The sequence below is a fragment of the Pseudonocardia kongjuensis genome (assembly GCF_039526905.1).
Taxonomy (GTDB): Bacteria; Actinomycetota; Actinomycetes; order Mycobacteriales; family Pseudonocardiaceae; genus Pseudonocardia; species Pseudonocardia kongjuensis.
Genome location: NZ_BAAAJK010000037.1, coordinates 1 through 19,491 on the forward strand (window position 1 = coordinate 1; position 19,491 = coordinate 19,491).

A 19,491-nucleotide genomic window follows, 5' to 3' on the forward strand; every position below is an offset into this window, starting at 1 on the left:
GAGCTCGTCGCCGCAGTTCAGACCCTCATGATCGCCAACGGATGATCAGGTTGGCAAAGGCTCACTGGCGAGTCCTGCGCAAGATCCGGTCCAGCCCGAACACCGCCGACAGGCTCATCGCCGCAGTTCAGACCCTCATGATCGCCAGCGCGTGATCAGGTTGGCAAAGGCTCACTGTCCCGGAACATATCGGCGAAGCCGCCACTGACGCCTAACCTTCCTAAACGCTCTTGCCCTTCATCACGGCAAGCTCGAGTCGGCCAGCGACCTATTAAGAGCAGCAGGAAACCCGAGCCGCGGATTAAAAGAGCGAGGCGTAGCGGCCCCTCACCTGGATCCTGCAGCTCAGCGCAGCGCCGATGCTGTCCTCGCTGTACTCGTTGGCACGTCTACGGAAACTTTCGCAGTCATCGCCGCAGTCATGCCGATGATCTTCCTCCTGAGGCTGAGCCGATTGTGAAGTTGACGGGTCACAGGACTACGTGTCGATACCCGCGCCGGGCGAACATATCGTCGTCGGGTACGGGGTGGACGGGGGCCTGGGATTAGGTGCTCCTCGAAGCTCTCATAGCCCGAGGTCGCGGCCGATGATCTCCTTCATGATCTCGGTGGTGCCGCCGTAGATTCGGGTGACGCGTGCGTCGGCGTAGGCGCGGGCGATCGGGTACTCGTCCATGTAGCCGTAGCCCCCATGCAGCTGCAGGCATTTGTCGACTGCGCGGCCCTGCAGCTCGGTGCACCACCACTTGGCCTTGGCGGCGTCGACGGCGGTGAGGCTGCCCTCGTTGAGGGCGAGAATGCACCGATCGACGTAGTGCTGGGCGATGTCGAGGTCGGTGGCGAGTTCGGCGAGGACGAATCTCGAGTTCTGGAACGATCCGATCGGGGTGCCGAAGGCGCGGCGGTCCTTGACGTACCGCAGCGTGTCCTCGAGGGCCGCCGCGGCACCGGCGAGCGCGCTGACCGCGATCGAGAGCCGCTCCCGGGGCAGGTTGGCGGTCAGCTGGCGAAACCCTCGGCCCTCCTCGTCTCCGAGGAGGTTGGCGACGGGCACCCGGACGTCGGTGAAGTTCAGCTCGGCGGTGTCCTGCGCGTGCAGGCCCAGCTTCTCCAGTTTCCGGCCCCGCTCGAAGCCGGGCATGCCGCGCTCGAGCACGACCAGTGACACCCCGCCGTGCCGCTGCGAGGGGTCGGTCTTCACGGCGGTGATGACGAGGTCGGCGTTGATCCCGTTGGTGATGAACGTCTTCGAGCCGTTGACCACGTAGTGGTCGCCCTCGCGCACCGCGGTGGTGCGGATGGAGGCCAGATCTGAACCGGTGCCGGGCTCGGTCATGGCGATCGCGGTGATCAGCTGCCCGGAGACCACGCCCGGCAGCCAGCGCAGCTTCTGCTCGGCCGAGGTGTACTCGAGCAGATAGGGCATGCAGACGTCGTTGTGCAGGGTGAGCCCTGCGCCCACGCCGGCGAGCCCGGCCCGCATGCACTCCTCGGCGACGACGGCGTTGAAGCGGAAGTCGGTGACCCCGGCTCCGCCGTAGGTCTCCGGCACGTCCGGGCCGAGGAAGCCGTTCTTCCCCGCGACCGCGAACAGGTCGCGGTCGACGATCCCCGCGACGTCCCAGTCGACGCGTCGGGGCACGGCCTCGGCCTCGAGGAACGCCCGGAACGCCTCCCGGAACGCCTCGTGGTCCTGCTCGTACAGTCTGCGCTGCATGTCGGCGTCCTTTCCCGTTCTAGATGTCCAGGACGAGGCGGGCCGAACGGGCGCGCGAGCAACACACCATCATCACGGTGTTCTCGGCGCGTTCGGCGTCGCTGAGCAGGGCGTCGCGGTGCTCGATCTCGCCTTCGAGGACGCGCGTCTCGCAGGTGCCGCAGACTCCCTCGCCACAGGAGGTGGGTATGTCGATGCCGTGGTCGGCGAGCACGTCGAGCACCGAGCGGTCCGGTGGGACGACCGCCGAGATCCCGGTCCGCTGCGCGACCACCTCGAAGGATCCGTCGTGCGAGGTGTCTACCGGCAGGGCGGAGAACCGCTCCACGTGCAGGGTGCCTGCCGGCCAGGCCTGGCATGCCGCCTCGACCGACTCCAGCAGCGGCTCCGGGCCGCAGCAGTAGACGGCGGTGCCCGCCTGCGGGGCGCCGAGCGCCTCCGCGATGTCGATCAGCCCCTCGGTGTCCTGCGGCACCAGGTGCACCCGGTCGCCGAGCTCCTCGAGCTCCTTGGCGAAGGCCATCGACGACCGGCTCCGGCCGCCGTAGACGAGCCGCCAGTCGGCGCCGCGGCGCTCGGCCTCGCGGACCATGGCGATGATCGGCGTGATGCCGATGCCACCGGCGATGAAGATGTACCGCTCGGCCTGGACGAGGGCGAAGTGGTTGCGTGGGCCGCGTACTCGCAGTGCGGTGCCTTCCTGGGCGTTGGCGTGGATCCACCGCGAACCGCCGCGTCCGTCCCGGACGTCGAGCACCGAGATCTCCCACTCGGCCCCTGTCCCGTGCAACGAGTACTGGCGGGCGCTGCCGTCGGGCAGGACGACGTCGATGTGGGCCCCGGGTTCCCACGCCGGCAGCGTCCTGCCCGCGGGCGCGGCCAACTGCAGGGACACGACTCCCTCGGCCTCGTCGACCCTGCGGACGACCTCGAGCTCCTGGATCTGCTCAGCCGCTGTCATTCCGGCCCTCCGAACGTGCCGTCGTTCTGATGTGCAGCTCCAGCAGGAGCTGGTCGGCTCCCGGGTCCGCGTCCGGGTGTCGGCGGCGGCGCTGCTGCAGCGCCTCCAGCTCCTCCTGGAGCGACTGGTTGCGCGCCATGAGGCGGCGCAGCTGCTCGTCCCGCACCCCCGGGAACCGGTTCTTCGCCGCGGCCGCGCGGTGGTCTGTGGGTTCCCGGACCCGCCCGGTCTGCGAGCAGAACGCCTCGATGGTGCGGTCGATGTCGGCGTTGTCCGCCTCGAGCCGGGTGTGCTCCCGGTCCCACGTCTCGGCCACCATCTCGAGCACGTGCAGGGCCGCCTTCAGCTGCCGTGCCTCGGCGCCGGCGGGCACCGAGGGCAGCACCTGCGCGGCGAGCTGGACCCGCACCCCTTCGAGCAGCTCTCCCACCGTCGGTCTCAGCACGGCTCCCCCTTCGCGATCCACTCCAGGCTCTGCGCCACTGCGGGGGCCACGGAGCGGGCCCGGTCGATCAGCCGCAGGTTGGTGCTGCGCCCGTCCACCACCGAACGAGCCGCCTGCAGGCTGATGGTGGCGAACTTGACCTCGCAGAACACGCGGTGCCACAACAGCCGATCTGCGCCCACCCGCACCCCGGCCGCCGACTCGTAGGTCGCGATGAACTCGGCCAGCGGGACGAACCGCTCCGGGCTCCAGAAGCTGCGGTACGCCCAAGCGAGGTCCTCGATCGGGTCCCCGAGGTGGGCCAGCTCCCAGTCGAGCAGTGCGGTGATCCGCTCGCCCTCGTAGAGGACGTTGCCGGGCCGGAAGTCGCCGTGCACGACCGCGGCACGGTCGGGCTCGGTCTCGTGGTCGGTCAGCCAGTCGAACAGCCACGACAACGCCGGGAGCGGCTCGAGCCTGCTGGCCACGAACCGCTCCCGCCACAGCTGCACCAGCGGCTCGCTCGCAGGGAGCCCGTGCGGGTCCGCGCGGTGGAGCTCGGCGAGGGCGCGGGCCAGGTCCAGGGTGCGGGCCCGGCCCATCGCCGGCTCGCCCTTCAGCCAGGCGACCGGGTCCGCCTGGCCCGGCAGCCGCTCGAGCAGAACGGCGGGCCCGCCGAGCAGCTCGCCGCCGAGATCGTGCGCCCACACCGTGGGCGCACGGACCCCCTGCGGCACGACGGCCTCCAGGACGGCCACCTCCCAGGCGGGGTCGGTGGTCACCTGGGAACCCGCGGCCCGGACCAGCAGGATGAGTGGTTCCTTGCGCCGCGCCCCTCCCTCCACCCAGGAGGCTTCGCACGACCAGGCGAGTCTGGCGTTGCCCCCGAAGACCCGCACGGGGCGGGACACGGTGATGCCCTCGGCCCCGGCCACCCGGTCGGCCAGCAGCCGGGTGACGCGCTCCGCGACGTCCGCGGAGTCCAGGTCAGCCGGCGGTGCCGGGCTCGGTGAGGTGCTCGGGAGGGGCGAGGTCATCGGACCCCGGCGGCGACCCGCATGGTCTCGCCGGTGACCGCGTCGGACTGGGGTTCGAGGAAGAAGGCAATGCCCTCGGCGAGGTCGTCCGGCGTCGCGAGGTCGCCCAGCGTCGTGTAGTCGAGGTGGCGCTGCATGTAGTCGTCCTGGATGAACTGCTGCACGCGGGCGCTGAGCACGAGCCCGGGCGCGATGCAGTTGGCCCGCACGCCCTTGCGGCCGGACTGCACGCTGATCGTCTGGGTCAGGGCGACGACGGCGGCCTTGGCCGAGTTGTAGGCGATGTTGCCCAGCTCCAGCCGGTTGGCGAAGGCGGCGAGGGAGGCGACGTTGACGATCTTCCCGTACTGCTGGGCGAAGAAGTGCGGCTCGAGCGCGCGGCACATGAGGAAGGCGCTGTTGACGTTCAGCGCGAACATCTGGACGAAGTCCTGCAGGGAGTAGTCCGCGAGCGGGACGTCGTAGACGTCCTGGTTGATGTTGACCATTCCGCCGGCGACGTTGGCCACGCCCTGCACAGACCCGAAGGTCTCCAGGGCGGTCTCGACGACCTGGGCGACACCGTCCTCGGTGGTGAGGTCGGCCTTCACCACCTCGAGCTTGCCGGGCAGGTCCTGGGTCGCCTCGGCGGTGCCGGCCAGCCGCTTGCCGCTGAGGTCGGTGCCGACGACGTTGGCGCCGGTGCGCAGCAGCCGCGCGACGGCGGCCCCGCCGATGCCGCCGCCGGCACCGGAGACGATGTAGGTGCGCTGGTCCAGGGGGAGGTCAGAGCGAAGGGTCTGGTAGCTGACAGCCATGAGTGCCTCGCGGCCTTTCAGATGTAGGAACGCTGGTTGAACTTCGGCTCGCGCTTCTCGCGCAGGGCCGCGAGCCCCTCGGCCGCCTCGGGTCCGGTGAACCCGAGGATGCCGAAGGCCAGGGACGCCTCGAAGGACGGCCACGCGGAACGGACCCAGTTGTTGAGCGACTGCTTGGTGAAGCGGAGGGCGCTGGGCGCCCCCGCCGCGAGGCGGGTCGCGATCTCCAGGGCCTTGTCGTCCACCGCGTCGTCGTCGACGGCGAGGGACACGAGCCCGATCTTCTCGGCGTCCTCACCGGTCAGCGCCTCGTTGAGCAGCAGGTGGTACTTGGCCTTCGCCATGCCGCACAGCAGCGGCCAGATCGCCACGGCGTGATCGTCCGCGGCGATACCCAGGGTGGTGTGCCCGTCCACGATCTTCGCCGTGCGGCCCGCGACGCTGATGTCGGCCAGCAGGGCCGCGGCGAGCCCGCCGCCCGCGGCGGCCCCGCTGATCGCGGACACGATGGGTGTGCTGCAGTCCAGGATGTTCTGGACGAGCCTGCGGCCGTCCTTCCACATCTTGCAGCGGAAGTCGTAGTCGTCGATGATCTGTTGGACCATCTCGAACTCGCCGCCCGCACTGAAGGCCCTGCCTTGACCGCCCAGGATGACGGCGGAGACCTCCGGGTCGGCGTCCACCAACGGCCAGATGCCCGAGAGGTCGGTGTGCATCTGGTAGTCGAAGGTGTTCATCTTCCCGCGGTTCAGCGTGATCCGCAGGACGTGCGGTGCCGGACGGTCCAGGTCGAGGTTCTCGTACTCGGGGTAGACGACGTCGTCACTCATTGCTGGTTCTCCGCTCCGAACTCTTCGCGCAGGGCGGCCTTGGCCACCTTGCCGTACACAGCCCGCGGCAGGTCGTCGCGGACCTCGACGCGGCTGACCTTCTGGTAGTTGGCGAGCTGGGCGTTGCCCCACGCCCGCAGCTCCTCCGGATCGATGGTCGCCCCGGGGCTCGGGATCACGATCAGGAGCGGCGTCTCACCCCACTTGGGGTGCGGCACGCCGATCGCCGCGGCCTCGCTCACGTCGGGGTGACGGACGAACACGCGCTCGATGTCCGCCGCGAAGATGTTCAGCCCGCCTGAGTTGATCATGTCCTTGATGCGGCCGGAGACGTAGAGGAAGCCGTCCTGGTCGAGGTAGCCGACGTCCCCGGTCCGCAGGAAACCCCGGCCGTCCGGCGCGGTCCACACGGACTTCGCGGTCAGGCCCGGGTTCTTGTAGTAGCCGGTCATCATGCCGATCGAGTGCGCGACGATCTCGCCGGCCTCACCGTCGGGCAGCTCGGCGCCCTGCTCGTCGATGATCCGGACGTCCTCGAGCATCAGCGGCTGACCCACCGAGGTGCGCTTGCCCCTGGCCGCGTCCTCGGGAAGCCGCAGCGTGGCGAAGCCCTCGGAGAAGCCGTAGACCTCGTGGATCCCCCCGTTCGGGAACGCCTCCTCCAGCCCGACGTAGACCTTCTCGGGAATGGGCTGGCCGGAGGTGATGATGCAGCGCAGGCTGCTGACGTCGTAGTCCGCCCGGGCCGGATGGTCCAGGATGCTGATCCACTGTGTGGGCACCAGGAACGCGTGGGTGCCCTTCTCGCGCTGCACGGCGTCGAGGAAGGCCTCCGCGGTGAACTTCGGCAAGATCACGACGGTGCCACCGCGATACATGGTCGGCATCATGGTGATCCAGCTGCCCGAGGCGTACGGCGGTGTGCCGAGCACCGCGACCGAGTAGCGGTCGATCTTCAGCCCCATCGCGAACCCGTACGGGTACATCATGCGGCTGACGTGAGTGTGCTCGATGCCCTTGGGATCACCGGTGGTGCCCGAGGTGTAGAGGATGGTGATGATGTCGTTCGGCAAGATCTTGACGCCGCACGGGCTCCCGGACGCGGCCGAGAGAAGGTCGCCGAGCGAGCGCCAGCCATCGTGCGCCGGACCGGTCGTGACGAACCCGTCGGTCCGGATACCGGAGAGCTGGTCACGGATGCGGTCCAGCCGTGGCTCGGTCGTCGGATCGGCGATGATCAGCGCGGCGTCGGAGTCGGTGGCCAGCCGGGCGAGGGACTCGTCGTCGAGCAGCACGTTCAGCGGCACGGTGACGCACCCGGCCTTGGCGCTGCCCCAGAAGGCGATGAACGCCGCCAGGGACGTGGACATGTAGAGGGCGACCTTGTCGCCCTTGCCGAGGCCCTCGGCCTTCAGCACGTTGGCGACGCGGTTGGTGCGCTCGTCGAACTCCCGCCAGGTGAGCCGCTCGTCCTCGCAGACCACCGCGGTCCGGTTCGCGAGATAGCGGGCGTTGTGCGCGATGACGTCGGGACACATCAGCGCGAAGTCGTACTCCAAGCTCACGATGACCTCCTTGTCCTAGCCCCGAGGGTCGTGGCCTCGAGGGGCGTCGGGTGTGGGCCGGTCACAGGAAGCTCCAGCCCGGGGCCCCGTCCCGGCAGGCCTCGTAGACGTCCGGTTCGACCGGTTGCAGGATCCCGGTGGTCTGCCTGCCGTCGTAGGTGACGCGGCAGTGGTGCTCGTCGAGCCCACGCAGGCGTAGGCGCACCGCAGGATCGGTGACGTCGAAGCGGTCCCACTCGACGTGGGGCGGCCCGCTGTACTCTCCGGGGTGCAGCCCCGAGTCCGGCGTACCGCCGTAGAACCCGCAGGTCATGTATGCGGTCTGGTGGCCCAGCCGCTGGAGGTGCAGGCGGCGTCGGGTGCCGTCGTCGAAGGTCAGGTCGACCACGCCCTCGACGAACACCTGGGTGTCCTCCTCGAAGCGCAGCCTGCGCGACACCTCGCGAACCCGGCCGCTGCCCGGCCGCTCGTCATCGAAGCCGTAGAGCAGTTGCTTGCCCCAGATCCCGACGTCGTGCAGGTCGATCCAGATGCCGCCCTTCCAACCGGGTCGGTGGGTCCGCCCACCGTTGAGAGCGGGGCCACCGACACCGCGCCCCACGCCCCAATGCCGGTCCCGAGTCCCGCGAGCCCTTCCGAGGGTCCACTCCGTACGGTGCTCGCCCACCTGGACCCACCCTTCGAGCCGGCCGAACCCCTCGAAGCCGGCGGTGACCTGGCGTTCGCCGGTCTCCACCTCGGGGCCCCAGGCCGCGCCGTACACCTGGCGGCGGGTGTCCTCCCAACTCAGGTCGAAAGAGAAGCCCCACTCCCCGTCCGCCAGCGTGTGCCGCCAGCGCCGCATCCCGGTGACGATCCTGCTGCGCAGCGGCCCGACCTCGAACAGCGCGCCGTCCCCGTCGGTCTTCTCCCGCGCGGGGCGGAAGGCCCGCACCGAGCGGTGGTCCCCGCGCAGGTTGGCGATCGCGTAGGACTCGACCCGGCCGAGATTGGGGTACCACGTGCCGCCGACCGCGAGCAGCAACTCGCCCACGTCGTCGTGCCAGACGTTCCAGTGCCGCTCGAAGAACCGCGGATCCGAGGAGGCCTGCGCTGGGCCGCAGACCGGGTATGGCCCGGTGTGGACGAAGTGGTCGTCGCGCGCGACCAGCTCGAACGTCTGCTGTGCGGTCATCCCAGCAACACCGGGAGCCGCTGTGGGCCGCGCGCGACCAGGGAGTTGACCCACGGGATGGATTCCAGCGGCTCGGCCAGGCGCAGGTTCGGGAACCGCGTCAGCAGTTCGGTGAAGGCGATCTGCGCCTCCAGTCGCGCCACCGGGGCGCCGAGGCAGAAGTGCACGCCCTTGGAGAAGGCGAGGTGGGAGTTCGGGCGCCCGGTGATACGCAGCTCGTTGGGGGCGTCGAAGACGGCGGGATCGCGGTTCGCCGCGGCGAGCATCGCGAAGATCCGGTCGCCGGCGCGCAGTTTCTGGCCGCCGAGCTCGGTGTCGGAGGCCACCAGCCGCCCGGCGGAGAGCACCGGGGAGTCGAAACGGAGGAGCTCCTCGACAGCCGTGGCGACCAGACCGTCCAGGTCGGCGACCAGTGTGCGTGCGACGTCCGGGGTCGCCTGCAGGGCGAGCAGCCCGTTGCTGAACAGGTGAGCGGTGGTCTCCTGGGCACCGTTGGCGATCATCATCATGCTGGCGATCAGCTCATCGGAGGTCAACGTCTGGCCGTCGACCGTGCTGGTGATCATCCGGGTGAGGACGTCATCGCGCGGCTCGGCGCGGCGTTGCTCGATCAGCCCGCGGAACAGCTCAGCCATCGAGTGCGCCCCGTGCCGCGCCCGCCCGTACTTGTCCTCCACCCCACGGGCGCTGCCGATGAACAGCATCATCTCGTCCGACCACTGCTTGACCTCAGCCAGCCGGTCCCGCGGCACGCCCAGCAGATCCATCACGACATAGCCAGGCACAGTCAGCCCGAAGCGGGTGTAGAAGTCGAACGGCTCGTCCTTGGGCAGCTCGTCGAGGACGTCGGTGACGATCCGGGTCGTGGACTCCCGCAGCGACTCGACCATCCGCGGATTGATCACCGAGGCAAGGTGCCGGCGCAGGCGCGTGTGGTTCGGCGGATCCTGAAAGACCATCCACAGCGAGAGCCACCGCAGCACGTCCGCCGCTGTGGTGCGCCGCGGCTCCGGCAGCCGGTCAAGGATCTGCACCATCCGGTCGGCCGAGAACACCTGCGGGGTCGTGACGACGGTCTGCACGCTGGCCCAGTCGACGGCGACCCAGCCCGCCAGCGGCTCGCTCCAGTGCACGCCGCCGGCCGCCCGCATCTCCGTGAAGAGGGGATACGGGTCACGCAGCACCGCGTCGTCGGTGGGGTCGAATGTCACAGCCATGGGATCACTCCGTTCTCGACGGCTCGGAGCCTGACACGCACGGTCGAGGGGAGGCGAGGGCTCTCCAGTCAGGATTTTGGACGCGCGTACAAGTCCGAGGCCGCGCTGTGCTCCCGGTCATTGTGAGAGCTGTGCCACTGTCACCCCATGACCATCCCGATCAAGCGTGTCGTCACCGGCGTCGACGCCAAGGGCACGTCCGTCGTCTACTCCGACGAGCCCGCCCCGCCCGTCGAGCTGGCGCTGATGCCCGGCGTGCAGATGTTTCAGCTGTGGGGGACCGAGGGCCCCATCATCAGCCCGGTCACCGACCCGAAGCCGGCGAACCCGACGTTCTTCCCGGGGCCGCGAGGCACCCGCTTCGGCGTGTTCCGTTTCCCGCCCGAGACCGCTCCGGACCCGGACGCCCCCGCGCCGGACACCGCCGCTCTCGAGGCCGGCGCCGCCGAGGCCGAGGCGAAGGTCCCGGGCCTGCTCGGGGTGTTCGAGCCCGACGCCCCCGGTATGCACCAGACCCAGACGGTCGACTATGTGGTCGTACTCGAGGGCGACATGGCGGTCGAGCTGGACGACGGGGTGGAGGTCGCGCTGCCCGTCGGCTCGTGCGTCGTGCAGAACGGGGCCCGCCACGGCTGGCGCAACAAGGGCACCACACCGGGAACCCTGGCCTACGTGATGGTTTCGGCCGACTGACTCGGCCGGGAGAAGGAGAACCATGTCAACGCAGACACTTCCGGACGTCGATGCCGTCGTCGTCGGTGCCGGTTTCGCCGGGCTTCGCACCATCCACGAGCTCCGCCAGCTCGGCCTGTCGATGCAGGTGTTCGAGGCGGGCACCGATGTGGGCGGCACGTGGTACTGGAACCGCTACCCGGAGGCTCGCACCGACACCGAGAGCTGGGGCTACTGCCTGTTCTTCGACCGCGAGCTTTACGAGACCTGGGACTGGCCCGAGCGTTTCCCGGGCCAGGCCGACGTGCTCGCCTACCTGCAGCACGTCGCGGACAAGCACGACATGCGTAAGGAGATCCGCTTCAACACCCGCGTCAGCGGCGCGTGGTTCGACGAGGCGACCAACCTCTGGACCGTGCGCACCGAGGACGGCAACGAGCTGCGCAGCCGCTTCCTGATCACCGGGCTTGGATGGCTGGGAGTCGCCTACAAGCCGCCGTTCCCGGGTGCGGACACCTTCGAGGGCGAGACGTACGTGACGTCGCAGTGGCCCCACGAGCCCGTTGACTTCACGGGCAAGCGGGTCGCCGTCATCGGGACCGGCGCCACCGGCATCCAGACGATCACCGGCGTCGCGCGCGTCGCCGAGCACCTCACGGTGTTCCAGCGCACCCCGAACTACGTGCTGCCCTCGCGCAACCACGCACTGAGTGAGTTCCAGCGGACCGCGCTCAAGCGGGACTACGACACGATCGCGAAGAAGACCCGCGAACACGTGTTCGCCTTCCCCATGGACGCCGCCGGCCGGCTCGGCTCCGAGCTGTCCGACGAGGAGCTGGAGAAGGTCCTCGAGCGCGGCTGGGAGACCGGCGGATTCCGCTACATCTTCGAGACCGTCGACGACATGCTGGTCGACCAGCGGACCAACGACGCCGCCTCGGAGTTCGTCCGCCGCAAGATCCGGACCATCGTGCACGACCCGGAGACCGCCGAGCTGCTCTGCCCGACCTCGCACCCGATCGGCGGTAAGCGCCCGCCGTTGGGCTCGTTCTACTACGAGACCTACAACCGGCCCAACGTCTCGCTCGTCAGCGTCCGCGAGGACCCCATCAAGGAGATCACCCCGGCCGGGTTGCGCACCGGCACCGCCGAGTACGAGTTCGACGTGATCATCTACGCGACCGGCTTCGACGCCATCACCGGGCCGCTCACGAACATGAACGTGCACGGCACCGCGGACCGGTCGCTGGGTGAGGAGTGGGCGGGCAATGCCCGCATGCACCTCGGCCTCACTGCCGCGGGCTACCCGAACATGTTCGCGATCCTGGGTCCGCAGGCCCCGTTCGCCAGCCATCCCCCGGTGATCGAGGCACAGGTCGAGCTCACCGGAAAGCTGATCAAGCATGCCCTCGACACCGGGTCCGAGCGGGTGGAGGCCACCGAGGAGGCCACCCAGGGCTGGTCGGACCTGTGCGACCTGATCCTCGATGCCACCCTGATTCCGCAGGGCATGGGGGATCGGCCGTGGTTCCTCGGCGCGAACGTGCCCGGCAAGAAGCCGAGCGCCCTGTGCTACCTGGGCGGCATGGCCGGCTACGGCGCCGAGGTCGCCAAGGAGGTCGAGTCCGGGTTCCCCGGGTACCGGTTCTCCTGACCTGCGTGTCCACCGCGGCACCCGCGTCCTGGTCTTCCAGGGCGCGGGTGCCGTTGGGTTGCCCGTAGCGCGCCACGTCGGCGTGCAGGGGTCGGGGCGGGACGACGTCGTGCCGGCCACCCGGACCCCGCCGATGGGGCGGGGCCCGGCGCGGCTCAGTCGGCGGCTCCGGGTCCTTCTGCGCGGCTCTCCCCGTCGCCCGGCACTTCGGCTTCGCCCGGCACCTCGGCTGCGGGCGACTCGGACACGGCGGCGGGCATCAGGCCGTGTAGGCGCAGGACGTGAACGGCGAGCTGGGCGGTCAGATAGTCGTCCTCGTCCGTCGTCACCGAGAGCCCAGTCTTCTTCTCGATGTTAGTCAGCCGGTAACGGACGGTATTGGGGTGCACGCCCAACGTCTCCGCGCAGGTACGCACACCGCGTCCGTTGCGGACGAATGCCTCGAGGGTCACGAGGAGCTCGGCCGACTTGGCCGAGTCGTCGAGCAAGGCGCCGAGTGCGTCATGCGAGATCCGCTGCGCCTCGGCCCGCCCGGCGGTGGCCAGGAGCAGACGCGCGACGCCGAGCTCGCCCGCGGACATGACGACCTCGGCCGGATCCGACAGATGCTCGCGCATGCACCGCAGAACCTGGCTGGCCTCGCGATGGGCCTTGACATCGTGGGTCGGTTCGTGGACCACCCCGGACACGGCGCCGTAGAACTCGGCAGGCCCGAGCCGGTCGATCGCCTCCACGAGCCGCTTCCTGACCCAGGCCACCGCCTGACGGGCATCGAGGGCCGCAGGCACCTCGACGACGAGGGCGATGTCCGCGCCCGACCATGTACCCAGGACAGCCGACGGGGACTCGCGGTCGGTCATCAGGCGCGCCACCGTCTGCGGGATGAGCCGGTCGAGGGAGTCACTCGCCTGCCGGGCGCCCAGCAGGCAGACCACCCGCGGCACGTCCAAGCGCACTCCGAGCGACCGAGCACGCTCGGCGAGGTCGACGTGCTCGCCACGGATCAAACTGCCCGTGAACGCCTCGGTCGCGTGCCACGCGAGCTCGTCATCGAATCCCTGCCGGGAACGCTCGAGCGCAATACTGTGCGCGGCACGCCGGATGATGACCTCATCGAGCGGGCTGAACCGGGCACCCACTCGGCCGGCGACGACGACGTAGCCGTGGCGGCCCGCCTCGAGGTCGATAGGAGCAACCAGGAAGCTACGCCCACCGGACGCGTCCACACGACCTGTGGACCCACGCTCCAGGGACACGAAGACGTCGTCGTCCACGGGTTGCTGCAGCTCCTCGAGGGAGCGCGGAAGCGCCTCGGAGCCGCTCCCTCGCGTCAGGCGGCGAAGCGCAGAGTCGTAGACCGCGCACGGCTTTCCCAACAACTCCGACACGACCTCCGCAGCCTCCGCGACCCCTCGGCCGCGAAGGAGCGCGTCGGTCAGCCTGCCCTCCATCCGGTGCGCGCGTTGCAGGAGGTCAAGCTGCCGGCCCTGAGTTTGCAGACTGCGCCGGAGTTGGGTGGTCAGCTGAGCCTGGTTGATCGCGGTAGCCGCCAGCTCGGCGAAGGAGATGGCCAGCTCCTGGTCGAACTCGGACACGTTCAACACCGCGTCCTCGCTGTCCAGGCAGACGATGCCGATCACCTCACCACGCAGCACCATCGGCACCCCGAGGAGAGCCCGTGTCCGCCACCGCCGCATCGCCGAGCGGACCGGTCGCGGGTCGGCGGTGGTGTCCGCCAGGAGCACTGGTCGATGGGTCTCCAGGATCTCCCGGGTGAACTCGTCCCCGGGAAAGCCGCTGACCAGCTTCTTGACCAGCGCGTCGATGTCGCTGGCGGCGTGCGCGGCCTGTCCGTGCAGCAGCCCGGTCTCCCGATCCAGCAGGTGCAGGCTGCACCGCGTGGCGCCGGTGAGTTCGGCCAGGGTGTCCACGACAAGGTGGAAGACGGCGTCGAGGTCACGCTCCTCGGCCAACGCCGAAGCCAGATCGCGGAACGCGACAAGGGCAACCTGCTCCGGGCTCCTCGCCTCAAGGCCTTCGGGGCCGGTGACCGTTACCGAACCCACTGCTCAGCTTCCTCGATCACACGACCCCCATTGGTCCGAAACGCGCTGCGATGCTAGCCCTTCGACTGCTCGCGGACGAGCCCCGAGATTTGGACTGCGGTACAACGCGCGCCCACCCGCGCCATTCCGCAGCGCTGAGGCGGGCGTCACGCTCTGGTCATGACCGACCAGAGCGACGACGTCGTCGCGGCCGCCCCTTCGAGTTCCCCGGACGCTCCGCCGAGTCGTCCTGTCCGGAGCCATCGGCAACTTCATCGAGAACTACGACTTCGTGGCCTACGCATTCGCGGCGTCCGCGATCTCCGCGAACTTCTTCCCGGCCACGGACCAGACAGCCGCCCTGCTCGCCACCCTGGCGGTCTTCGGCGTGCCCTATCTGGTGCGCCCGCTGGGTGCGATCGTGTTCGGCTCCCTCGGCGACCGCGTCGGGCGCAAGCACCTGCTGGTGGTGACGATCGCCCTGATGGCCGGGTGCACCACTCTGATCGGGCTCCTTCCCACCTACGGCACGATCGGAGTCTTCGCCCCTATCCTGCTTGTGCTGCTGCGCATGCTGCAGGGCTTCGGGTTCGCGGGCGAGTTCGCCGGCGCCGCCACCTATGTCATGGAGCACAGCCCGCGCACGCGGCGGGGGCTGACCGCAGGCCTAATGCAGTCGGGGACCGGCTTGAGCTACCCGGTGCTCGCGGCGGTCGCCCTGCTGCTGGGCAGCACGCTCGGCAGCGAGGCGTTCAACTCCTGGGGCTGGCGCATCATCTTTCTGATCAGCGCCCCGCTCGGGCTCGTCGCGCTGTACATCCGCCGCAAGCTCACCGAGTCGCCCGAGTTCGAGCGGCTCCGCGCGCACAAGGCGACCTCGGCCGCCCCGCTGCGGGAGAGCGTGCGCACCCAATACCGGCAGCTCGTGGCTGTGACGCTCTACCTGTGCGCCTACGCCGTCGGCTCCACCATGATCATCGTCTACGTGCCGGTCTACCTGCGTACCACCGTGGGTCTCGACGACCAGACCAACCGCATAGTCTCCGTGATCGTTCTGCTGGCCATGGGGTTGACCATCCCCCTGTTCGGTCTCCTGGTCGACCGCCTCGGCCGCCGCACGGTCCGGCTCATCGCCACCCTGTCACTGGCCGTCATCGCGCCGCTGGCGTTCTCGCTGGCCGTGAGCACCGGCGTCGGCGGTGCGCTGATCGGCTTCGGACTGCTCGCCGTGGCCCAGGGCCTCAACTTCGCGATCGCGCCGCTGACCACGGTGGAGTCGTTCCCGGCGGCGCTGCGCTACACCTCGGCGGGCCTGGCCTACAACATCACCGTGGCCATCGTCGGCGGCCTCACCCCGCTGGTCGTGGCGTGGATCGTCGCCAGCACAGGATCGTCCATTGCCCCGGCCTGGTTCGTCGTGGCTCTGAGCGTGCTGTCGATCTTCGGGATCGTCCTGATGAGAGACACCTCTGCCGCGGCGACGTCCGACATGTCATCCGGCACTGCTGTCGAAACGCCCTGACCCCGTACGCCACCCATCCGCTCCAGACCATCACCGACACCTGCCGGCCGTGCTCCCCCGCGGCGACCGGCTACAACAGGAGGACCCATCGTGAACAGCGTCGCGGGCAAGGTCGCCTTCATCACCGGGGCGGCGCGCGGCCAGGGCCGCAGCCACGCCATCGAGCTCGCCAAGGCAGGCGCAGACATCATCGCCGTCGACATCGCCCACGACCTGCCCGAGCTTGGGCTGGGCTACCCCCTCGGCTCGGCCGAGGAGCTGGCCCAGACCGCAAAGGAGGTCGAAGCGCTCGACCGCCGCATCGTCACCGCCCAGGTCGACGTGCGCGACGCCGAGGGCCTCGCCAACGCCGTCGAGCAGGGGGTCGCCGAGTTCGGCAGGCTCGACATCGTGGCCGCGAACGCCGGCATCGCCGCCTCGCCGGTACCGGCCCACGAGATCACCGAAGAGCGCTGGACACAGATGATCGACATCAACCTCACCGGCGTGTGGAAGACTGTGCGCGCCACGGTCCCCCACCTCATCGCCGGCGGCAACGGCGGCTCGATCATCCTCACCAGCTCGATGGCCGCACTGCGCGTTTACCAGGGCATCGCGGCCTACAGCGCCGCCAAGCACGGCCTGGTCGGCCTCATGAAGACAGTTGCCGCGGAGCTAGCCCCGCACTCCATCCGGGTCAACACCGTGCACCCGACCCAGGTCGACACCCCGATGGTGATGAACGAGGAACTTTTCAAGATCTTCCGACCGGACCTGACCAACCCCATACGCGAGGACTTCCTCGCGGCCTCCGCGAGCCTGCACGCCCTTCCCGTCGCAGTGGCCGAGCCGGTCGACATCAGCAAGGCTCTTGTCTTCCTCGCCTCCGACGACGCGCGGCTCATCACCGGCCTCGCCCTGCCAATCGACGCCGGCCTTCTCCTCAAGTAGGCGCCCGCAACAGAACGGGGCGTCTGGACGGTCTTGGCAGTCGCTCGACGCCCCCACAGTAAAGGAGAAGACATGAGCAACGCCGTCGACCACATCGGGGTCCTCGTCGGGGACCTCGGCGCCGCGGTTGACCACTATCTGGACCTCTTTCGCATCCCGCGCAAGGATGTCTTCGTCGAGCGCGGCTACCGCAACGAGGTGCCCACCGGCGGGGTCCAGCTACTCGACGTCGCCTTCGTCAAAGCGGCCAACCTCTACTTCGAGCTGTTCCAGCCGACCTCGGACGGCCCGATCCAGGACCTCTACCTTAAGCGTGGCAACGGGGTCCACCATGTGGCCATGCGGTGCGACGACGTCCGGGACGAGTGGCGTCGCCACGAAGAACGACGCGCGGAGTTCGGGCTGATCGACAGAATCCCGAACGTGGACGCGAACGGCTGCTCCTACTGGTTCCTGCACCCGAAGCAGAACTTCGGTGTGCTGATCGAGCCGCAGGCCGCATGGGTGCGCACCAGCGTCGCCGACTTCACCCACCTCGAGGCCACCCCGGACTGGCATAAGGAGCTGGGCGTGGAGGTGTCGCAACCGAACGGGAAGGGCCACAAATGACCAAGGGTGACTGGGCCGTCGTCGTCGGGGCCACCGGCGCGCTGGGAGCCGCCGTCAGCCAGGTGCTGGCAGCGGACGGATGGAACGTCCTGCTCGGCTACGGCCGGCAGGAAACGGCCGCGCAGGCCCTCGCCGAGGAACTCCAGGGCCTGGGCGTGGATGCCGACCAGGTCAGCGTGGACCTGGCCTCCGAAGCCGGGGCCGAGGCACTGACCGAGGCGGTCGCCGAGCGTCCGGTGCGCTCCTTCGTCTACGCCGCCGGACCGCATGTCCCGCAAGCCTATGTGGCCCAGATCGAGCCGGCGCAGTACCGCGACCAGCTCGTGGTCGAATCCGTCGGGTTCTTCACAACCCTTCGCGCGCTGCTCCCCCGGTTACGAGAGAACGGCGGTTCCGTGGTCGCGCTGACCTCCGCGGCGCTACGCAAGCACCCGCCCCGTGACGTTCTTGGTGTGGCGCCGAAGGCCGCCATCGAAGCCCTTGTCAGGGCGACAGCGGTGGAAGAGGGCCGCTTCGGCATCCGAGCCAACTCGGTAGCCGTCGGGATGATCGACGCAGGCATCACCACCCGGCTGATCGAGTCGGGCGACCTCCCGCCCACGGCGATGGAACAGGTCCGCAGGGCGCTTCCGCTGAAGCGGTTCGGCACTCCCACCGACATCGCCGACGTCGTCGCGTTTCTGGTGTCGGACCGCTCGGCCTTCGTCACCGGGCAGTCGATCGCGGTGGACGGCGGAGGGTCGGTCTAGCCGTGCGCGCCCTGCGTTTCCACGGACCCCGCGACCTGCGCGTGGACGAGGTGCCCGCCCCGGACCCGCCTCCGGGCACCGTCGAGGTCGACGTCGCCTGGTGCGGGATCTGCGCCAGCGACGTCCACGAGTTCCGCGACGGCCCGCACGTGATACCGCGGCCGGACCGGCCCCACCCCCTGACCGGCGAGCACCTGCCGGTGACGCTCGGACACGAGATCTCCGGACACGTCTCACGCGTGGGGCAGGCGGTGTCCACCGTGGAGGTCGGCGTCCCTGTCGCGGTGAACCCGCTGCTCTCCTGCGGAAGATGCAACCAGTGCCTGCGCGGCCTGCATCACCTTTGCCGCAGCTCTGCTGTGCTGGGCCTGTCCGGCAGGGGCGGGGGGCTGGCCGAACGGGTCGTGGTCCCGGCCTCGCTCGTGTACGGGTTACCGGACTCGGTCACCCTCGAACAGGGCGCCCTGGCCGAGCCACTGTCGGTCGCCTGGCACGCCGCGCGCCTGGCGGGCGCGCCGAACCTGACCACCGCCCTGGTGGTCGGGGTCGGCCCGGTGGGTCTCGCCCTGGTGCTCGTGCTGCGGGCGCTCGGTGTGCCGCACGTGCTCGTCGCCGCGCGTCGCACCGGACGCCGGACCGAGCTCGCCGAGGCCTTCGGAGCCGAGGCGATCGTGGGCGTGGACGACCCCACGCCCGCCCGCTCCACCCGTGCCCTCACCTCGGGTGAGGGCGTCGACGCCGCGTTCGACGCCGCGGGGACCGACGAGGCGGTGAACATTGCGATCGGCGCCGTCCGGCGGCGGGGCACCGTGGTGAACGTCGCCCTGCGGAACGGCCATGCCGGCGTGGACCTCAACCGAGTACTCGGGCACGAGATCACGATTAGGGGAAGCACCGGCTATTTGAACGACCATCCCGAAGTACTGCGACACCTGGCCGCCGGCGCGTTCACTGGGGTGGAGCGGCTGGTGACCGGGCGAATCGACCTCGACCACGCCGTCCCCGACGGCTTCGAACCACTGCTGCACCGGAAGAACGACCACGTCAAAATCCTCGTGGCACCGACCTCGTCTCGCCGCTGAGTGCCGACTGCTCGGCGGCGAGGGCACGGAGCGCCTCGCCAAGGCCTCGCCGTCGGACGTACTGTCGGTTGCGGCCGACTAAACTCGCGTCATTACTGAGCCTTTGCCAACCTGATCACGCGCTGGCGATCATGAGGGTCTGAACTGCGGCGATGAGCCTGTCGGCGGTGTTCGGGCTGGACCGGATCTTGCGCAGGACTCGCCAGTTCTTCAGCTCGGCGTTGGCCCGCTCACCCGGTCCGCGACGGTGGGCGTGGGCGGTGTTCACGTCCTTCTGGTGTCGCGACAGCTTCCGGAAACGGCCGGTGTCGGGGTCCTTGCGTCGACGCCGCTGCGGCACGGCGACCGTAGGACCGGCGCCTTGGTAGGCGGTGTCGGCCGCGGCGGGGATCTCATGCTCGGCCAGGGCGTCGATGATCCCGTGCTCGCGGGCTGCGCCCATCCCGCGTTCCGCGTAATTCGGCCGGTCTGGAGATCCTGGGCGGGTGAGGCTGCAGGTCAGGGCG

18 protein-coding genes are annotated in these 19,491 nt (G+C 69.6%); 7 read left to right on the forward strand and 11 right to left on the reverse strand.

Features of this window, described 5'->3' with window-relative positions; translation table 11 throughout:
* Nucleotides 1–565: 565 nt before the first annotated feature.
* From ABD160_RS26275 to ABD160_RS26315, 9 genes are all read right to left on the reverse strand, one after another.
* On the reverse strand, nucleotides 566–1,717 hold the full coding sequence (locus ABD160_RS26275; protein ID WP_344027163.1) for an acyl-CoA dehydrogenase family protein: 1,152 nt from the start codon (nucleotides 1,715–1,717) through the stop codon (nucleotides 566–568).
* Nucleotides 1,718–1,736: 19 nt separating this feature from the next.
* The gene (locus ABD160_RS26280; protein WP_344027165.1) at nucleotides 1,737–2,678 is read right to left on the reverse strand and encodes a PDR/VanB family oxidoreductase; all 942 of its coding nucleotides are present in this window, start codon (nucleotides 2,676–2,678) and stop codon (nucleotides 1,737–1,739) included.
* Nucleotides 2,665–3,123 carry a hypothetical protein gene (locus ABD160_RS26285; RefSeq protein WP_344027167.1) on the reverse strand — a complete coding sequence of 153 codons (459 nt, stop codon included), beginning with the start codon at nucleotides 3,121–3,123 and terminating at the stop codon, nucleotides 2,665–2,667. The genes ABD160_RS26280 and ABD160_RS26285 overlap by 14 nt, the downstream gene beginning before the upstream one ends.
* Complete coding sequence (locus tag ABD160_RS26290; protein ID WP_344027169.1) at nucleotides 3,117–4,139, reverse strand: phosphotransferase family protein; 1,023 nt, start codon at nucleotides 4,137–4,139, stop codon at nucleotides 3,117–3,119. Before ABD160_RS26290 ends, ABD160_RS26285 begins: the two co-directional genes overlap by 7 nt.
* Entirely contained in the window at nucleotides 4,136–4,936 is an 801-nt protein-coding gene (locus ABD160_RS26295; protein WP_344027171.1) for an SDR family NAD(P)-dependent oxidoreductase, read from the reverse strand. Before ABD160_RS26295 ends, ABD160_RS26290 begins: the two co-directional genes overlap by 4 nt.
* A 17-nt stretch (nucleotides 4,937–4,953) precedes the next feature.
* Complete coding sequence (locus tag ABD160_RS26300) at nucleotides 4,954–5,766, reverse strand: enoyl-CoA hydratase/isomerase family protein (RefSeq protein WP_344027173.1); 813 nt, start codon at nucleotides 5,764–5,766, stop codon at nucleotides 4,954–4,956.
* On the reverse strand, nucleotides 5,763–7,331 hold the full coding sequence (locus ABD160_RS26305; RefSeq protein ID WP_344027175.1) for a class I adenylate-forming enzyme family protein: 1,569 nt from the start codon (nucleotides 7,329–7,331) through the stop codon (nucleotides 5,763–5,765). The genes ABD160_RS26300 and ABD160_RS26305 overlap by 4 nt, the downstream gene beginning before the upstream one ends.
* 61 nt (nucleotides 7,332–7,392) lie before the next feature.
* Nucleotides 7,393–8,505, reverse strand: a complete 1,113-nt coding sequence (locus tag ABD160_RS26310) for an Rv3169 family protein (RefSeq protein WP_344027177.1) — start codon at nucleotides 8,503–8,505, stop codon at nucleotides 7,393–7,395.
* The gene (locus ABD160_RS26315) at nucleotides 8,502–9,689 is read right to left on the reverse strand and encodes a cytochrome P450 (protein ID WP_344027179.1); all 1,188 of its coding nucleotides are present in this window, start codon (nucleotides 9,687–9,689) and stop codon (nucleotides 8,502–8,504) included. The genes ABD160_RS26310 and ABD160_RS26315 overlap by 4 nt, the downstream gene beginning before the upstream one ends.
* Nucleotides 9,690–9,869: 180 nt before the next feature.
* Here ABD160_RS26315 and ABD160_RS26320 point away from each other — a divergent pair, with 180 nt between their 5' ends.
* Both ABD160_RS26320 and ABD160_RS26325 read left to right on the forward strand, forming a co-directional pair.
* Nucleotides 9,870–10,415 carry a cupin domain-containing protein gene (locus ABD160_RS26320; RefSeq protein ID WP_344027181.1) on the forward strand — a complete coding sequence of 182 codons (546 nt, stop codon included), beginning with the start codon at nucleotides 9,870–9,872 and terminating at the stop codon, nucleotides 10,413–10,415.
* A gap of 22 nt (nucleotides 10,416–10,437) precedes the next feature.
* Entirely contained in the window at nucleotides 10,438–12,048 is a 1,611-nt protein-coding gene (locus tag ABD160_RS26325; protein ID WP_344027183.1) for a flavin-containing monooxygenase, read from the forward strand.
* Between the two features lie 155 nt (nucleotides 12,049–12,203).
* On the opposite strand, the gene ABD160_RS26330 is transcribed toward ABD160_RS26325, so the two are convergent.
* On the reverse strand, nucleotides 12,204–14,114 hold the full coding sequence (locus ABD160_RS26330; protein WP_344027185.1) for a helix-turn-helix domain-containing protein: 1,911 nt from the start codon (nucleotides 14,112–14,114) through the stop codon (nucleotides 12,204–12,206).
* A 241-nt stretch (nucleotides 14,115–14,355) separates the two neighbouring features.
* Between ABD160_RS26330 and ABD160_RS26335 the strand changes: the two genes are divergently transcribed.
* The 5 genes from ABD160_RS26335 to ABD160_RS26355 all read left to right on the forward strand — a co-directional run bounded on the left by ABD160_RS26335 (nucleotide 14,356) and on the right by ABD160_RS26355 (nucleotide 18,985).
* Nucleotides 14,356–15,615, forward strand: a complete 1,260-nt coding sequence (locus ABD160_RS26335; protein ID WP_344027195.1) for an MFS transporter — start codon at nucleotides 14,356–14,358, stop codon at nucleotides 15,613–15,615.
* Nucleotides 15,616–15,705: 90 nt separating this feature from the next.
* Complete coding sequence (locus tag ABD160_RS26340; protein ID WP_344027187.1) at nucleotides 15,706–16,545, forward strand: mycofactocin-coupled SDR family oxidoreductase; 840 nt, start codon at nucleotides 15,706–15,708, stop codon at nucleotides 16,543–16,545.
* A gap of 72 nt (nucleotides 16,546–16,617) precedes the next feature.
* Nucleotides 16,618–17,154: a VOC family protein gene (locus ABD160_RS26345; protein WP_344027189.1), complete on the forward strand. Its 537-nt coding sequence runs from the start codon at nucleotides 16,618–16,620 to the stop codon at nucleotides 17,152–17,154.
* Nucleotides 17,151–17,903, forward strand: a complete 753-nt coding sequence (locus tag ABD160_RS26350; RefSeq protein WP_344027191.1) for an SDR family NAD(P)-dependent oxidoreductase — start codon at nucleotides 17,151–17,153, stop codon at nucleotides 17,901–17,903. The genes ABD160_RS26345 and ABD160_RS26350 overlap by 4 nt, the downstream gene beginning before the upstream one ends.
* A 50-nt stretch (nucleotides 17,904–17,953) precedes the next feature.
* A complete protein-coding gene (locus ABD160_RS26355; RefSeq protein ID WP_344027197.1) occupies nucleotides 17,954–18,985 on the forward strand; it encodes an alcohol dehydrogenase catalytic domain-containing protein in 1,032 nt (343 codons plus the stop codon).
* Between the two features lie 115 nt (nucleotides 18,986–19,100).
* On the opposite strand, the gene ABD160_RS26360 is transcribed toward ABD160_RS26355, so the two are convergent.
* Nucleotides 19,101–19,491, reverse strand: a 391-nt coding sequence (locus tag ABD160_RS26360) for a transposase family protein (RefSeq protein ID WP_344027193.1), incomplete at its 5' end; no start/stop codon positions are given.

Bases quoted from the DNA above. Each gene is read 5' to 3' on its own strand.
- ABD160_RS26295 (WP_344027171.1), bottom strand. From the start codon at position 4,936: ATGGCTGTCAGCTACCAGACCCTTCGCTCTGACCTCCCCCTGGACCAG.
- ABD160_RS26345 (WP_344027189.1), top strand. From the start codon at position 16,618: ATGAGCAACGCCGTCGACCACATCGGGGTCCTCGTCGGGGACCTCGGC.
- ABD160_RS26290 (WP_344027169.1), bottom strand. From the start codon at position 4,139: ATGACCTCGCCCCTCCCGAGCACCTCACCGAGCCCGGCACCGCCGGCT.
- ABD160_RS26350 (WP_344027191.1), top strand. From the start codon at position 17,151: ATGACCAAGGGTGACTGGGCCGTCGTCGTCGGGGCCACCGGCGCGCTG.
- ABD160_RS26300 (WP_344027173.1), bottom strand. From the start codon at position 5,766: ATGAGTGACGACGTCGTCTACCCCGAGTACGAGAACCTCGACCTGGAC.
- ABD160_RS26320 (WP_344027181.1), top strand. From the start codon at position 9,870: ATGACCATCCCGATCAAGCGTGTCGTCACCGGCGTCGACGCCAAGGGC.
- ABD160_RS26275 (WP_344027163.1), bottom strand. From the start codon at position 1,717: ATGCAGCGCAGACTGTACGAGCAGGACCACGAGGCGTTCCGGGAGGCG.
- ABD160_RS26280 (WP_344027165.1), bottom strand. From the start codon at position 2,678: ATGACAGCGGCTGAGCAGATCCAGGAGCTCGAGGTCGTCCGCAGGGTC.
- ABD160_RS26310 (WP_344027177.1), bottom strand. From the start codon at position 8,505: ATGACCGCACAGCAGACGTTCGAGCTGGTCGCGCGCGACGACCACTTC.
- ABD160_RS26325 (WP_344027183.1), top strand. From the start codon at position 10,438: ATGTCAACGCAGACACTTCCGGACGTCGATGCCGTCGTCGTCGGTGCC.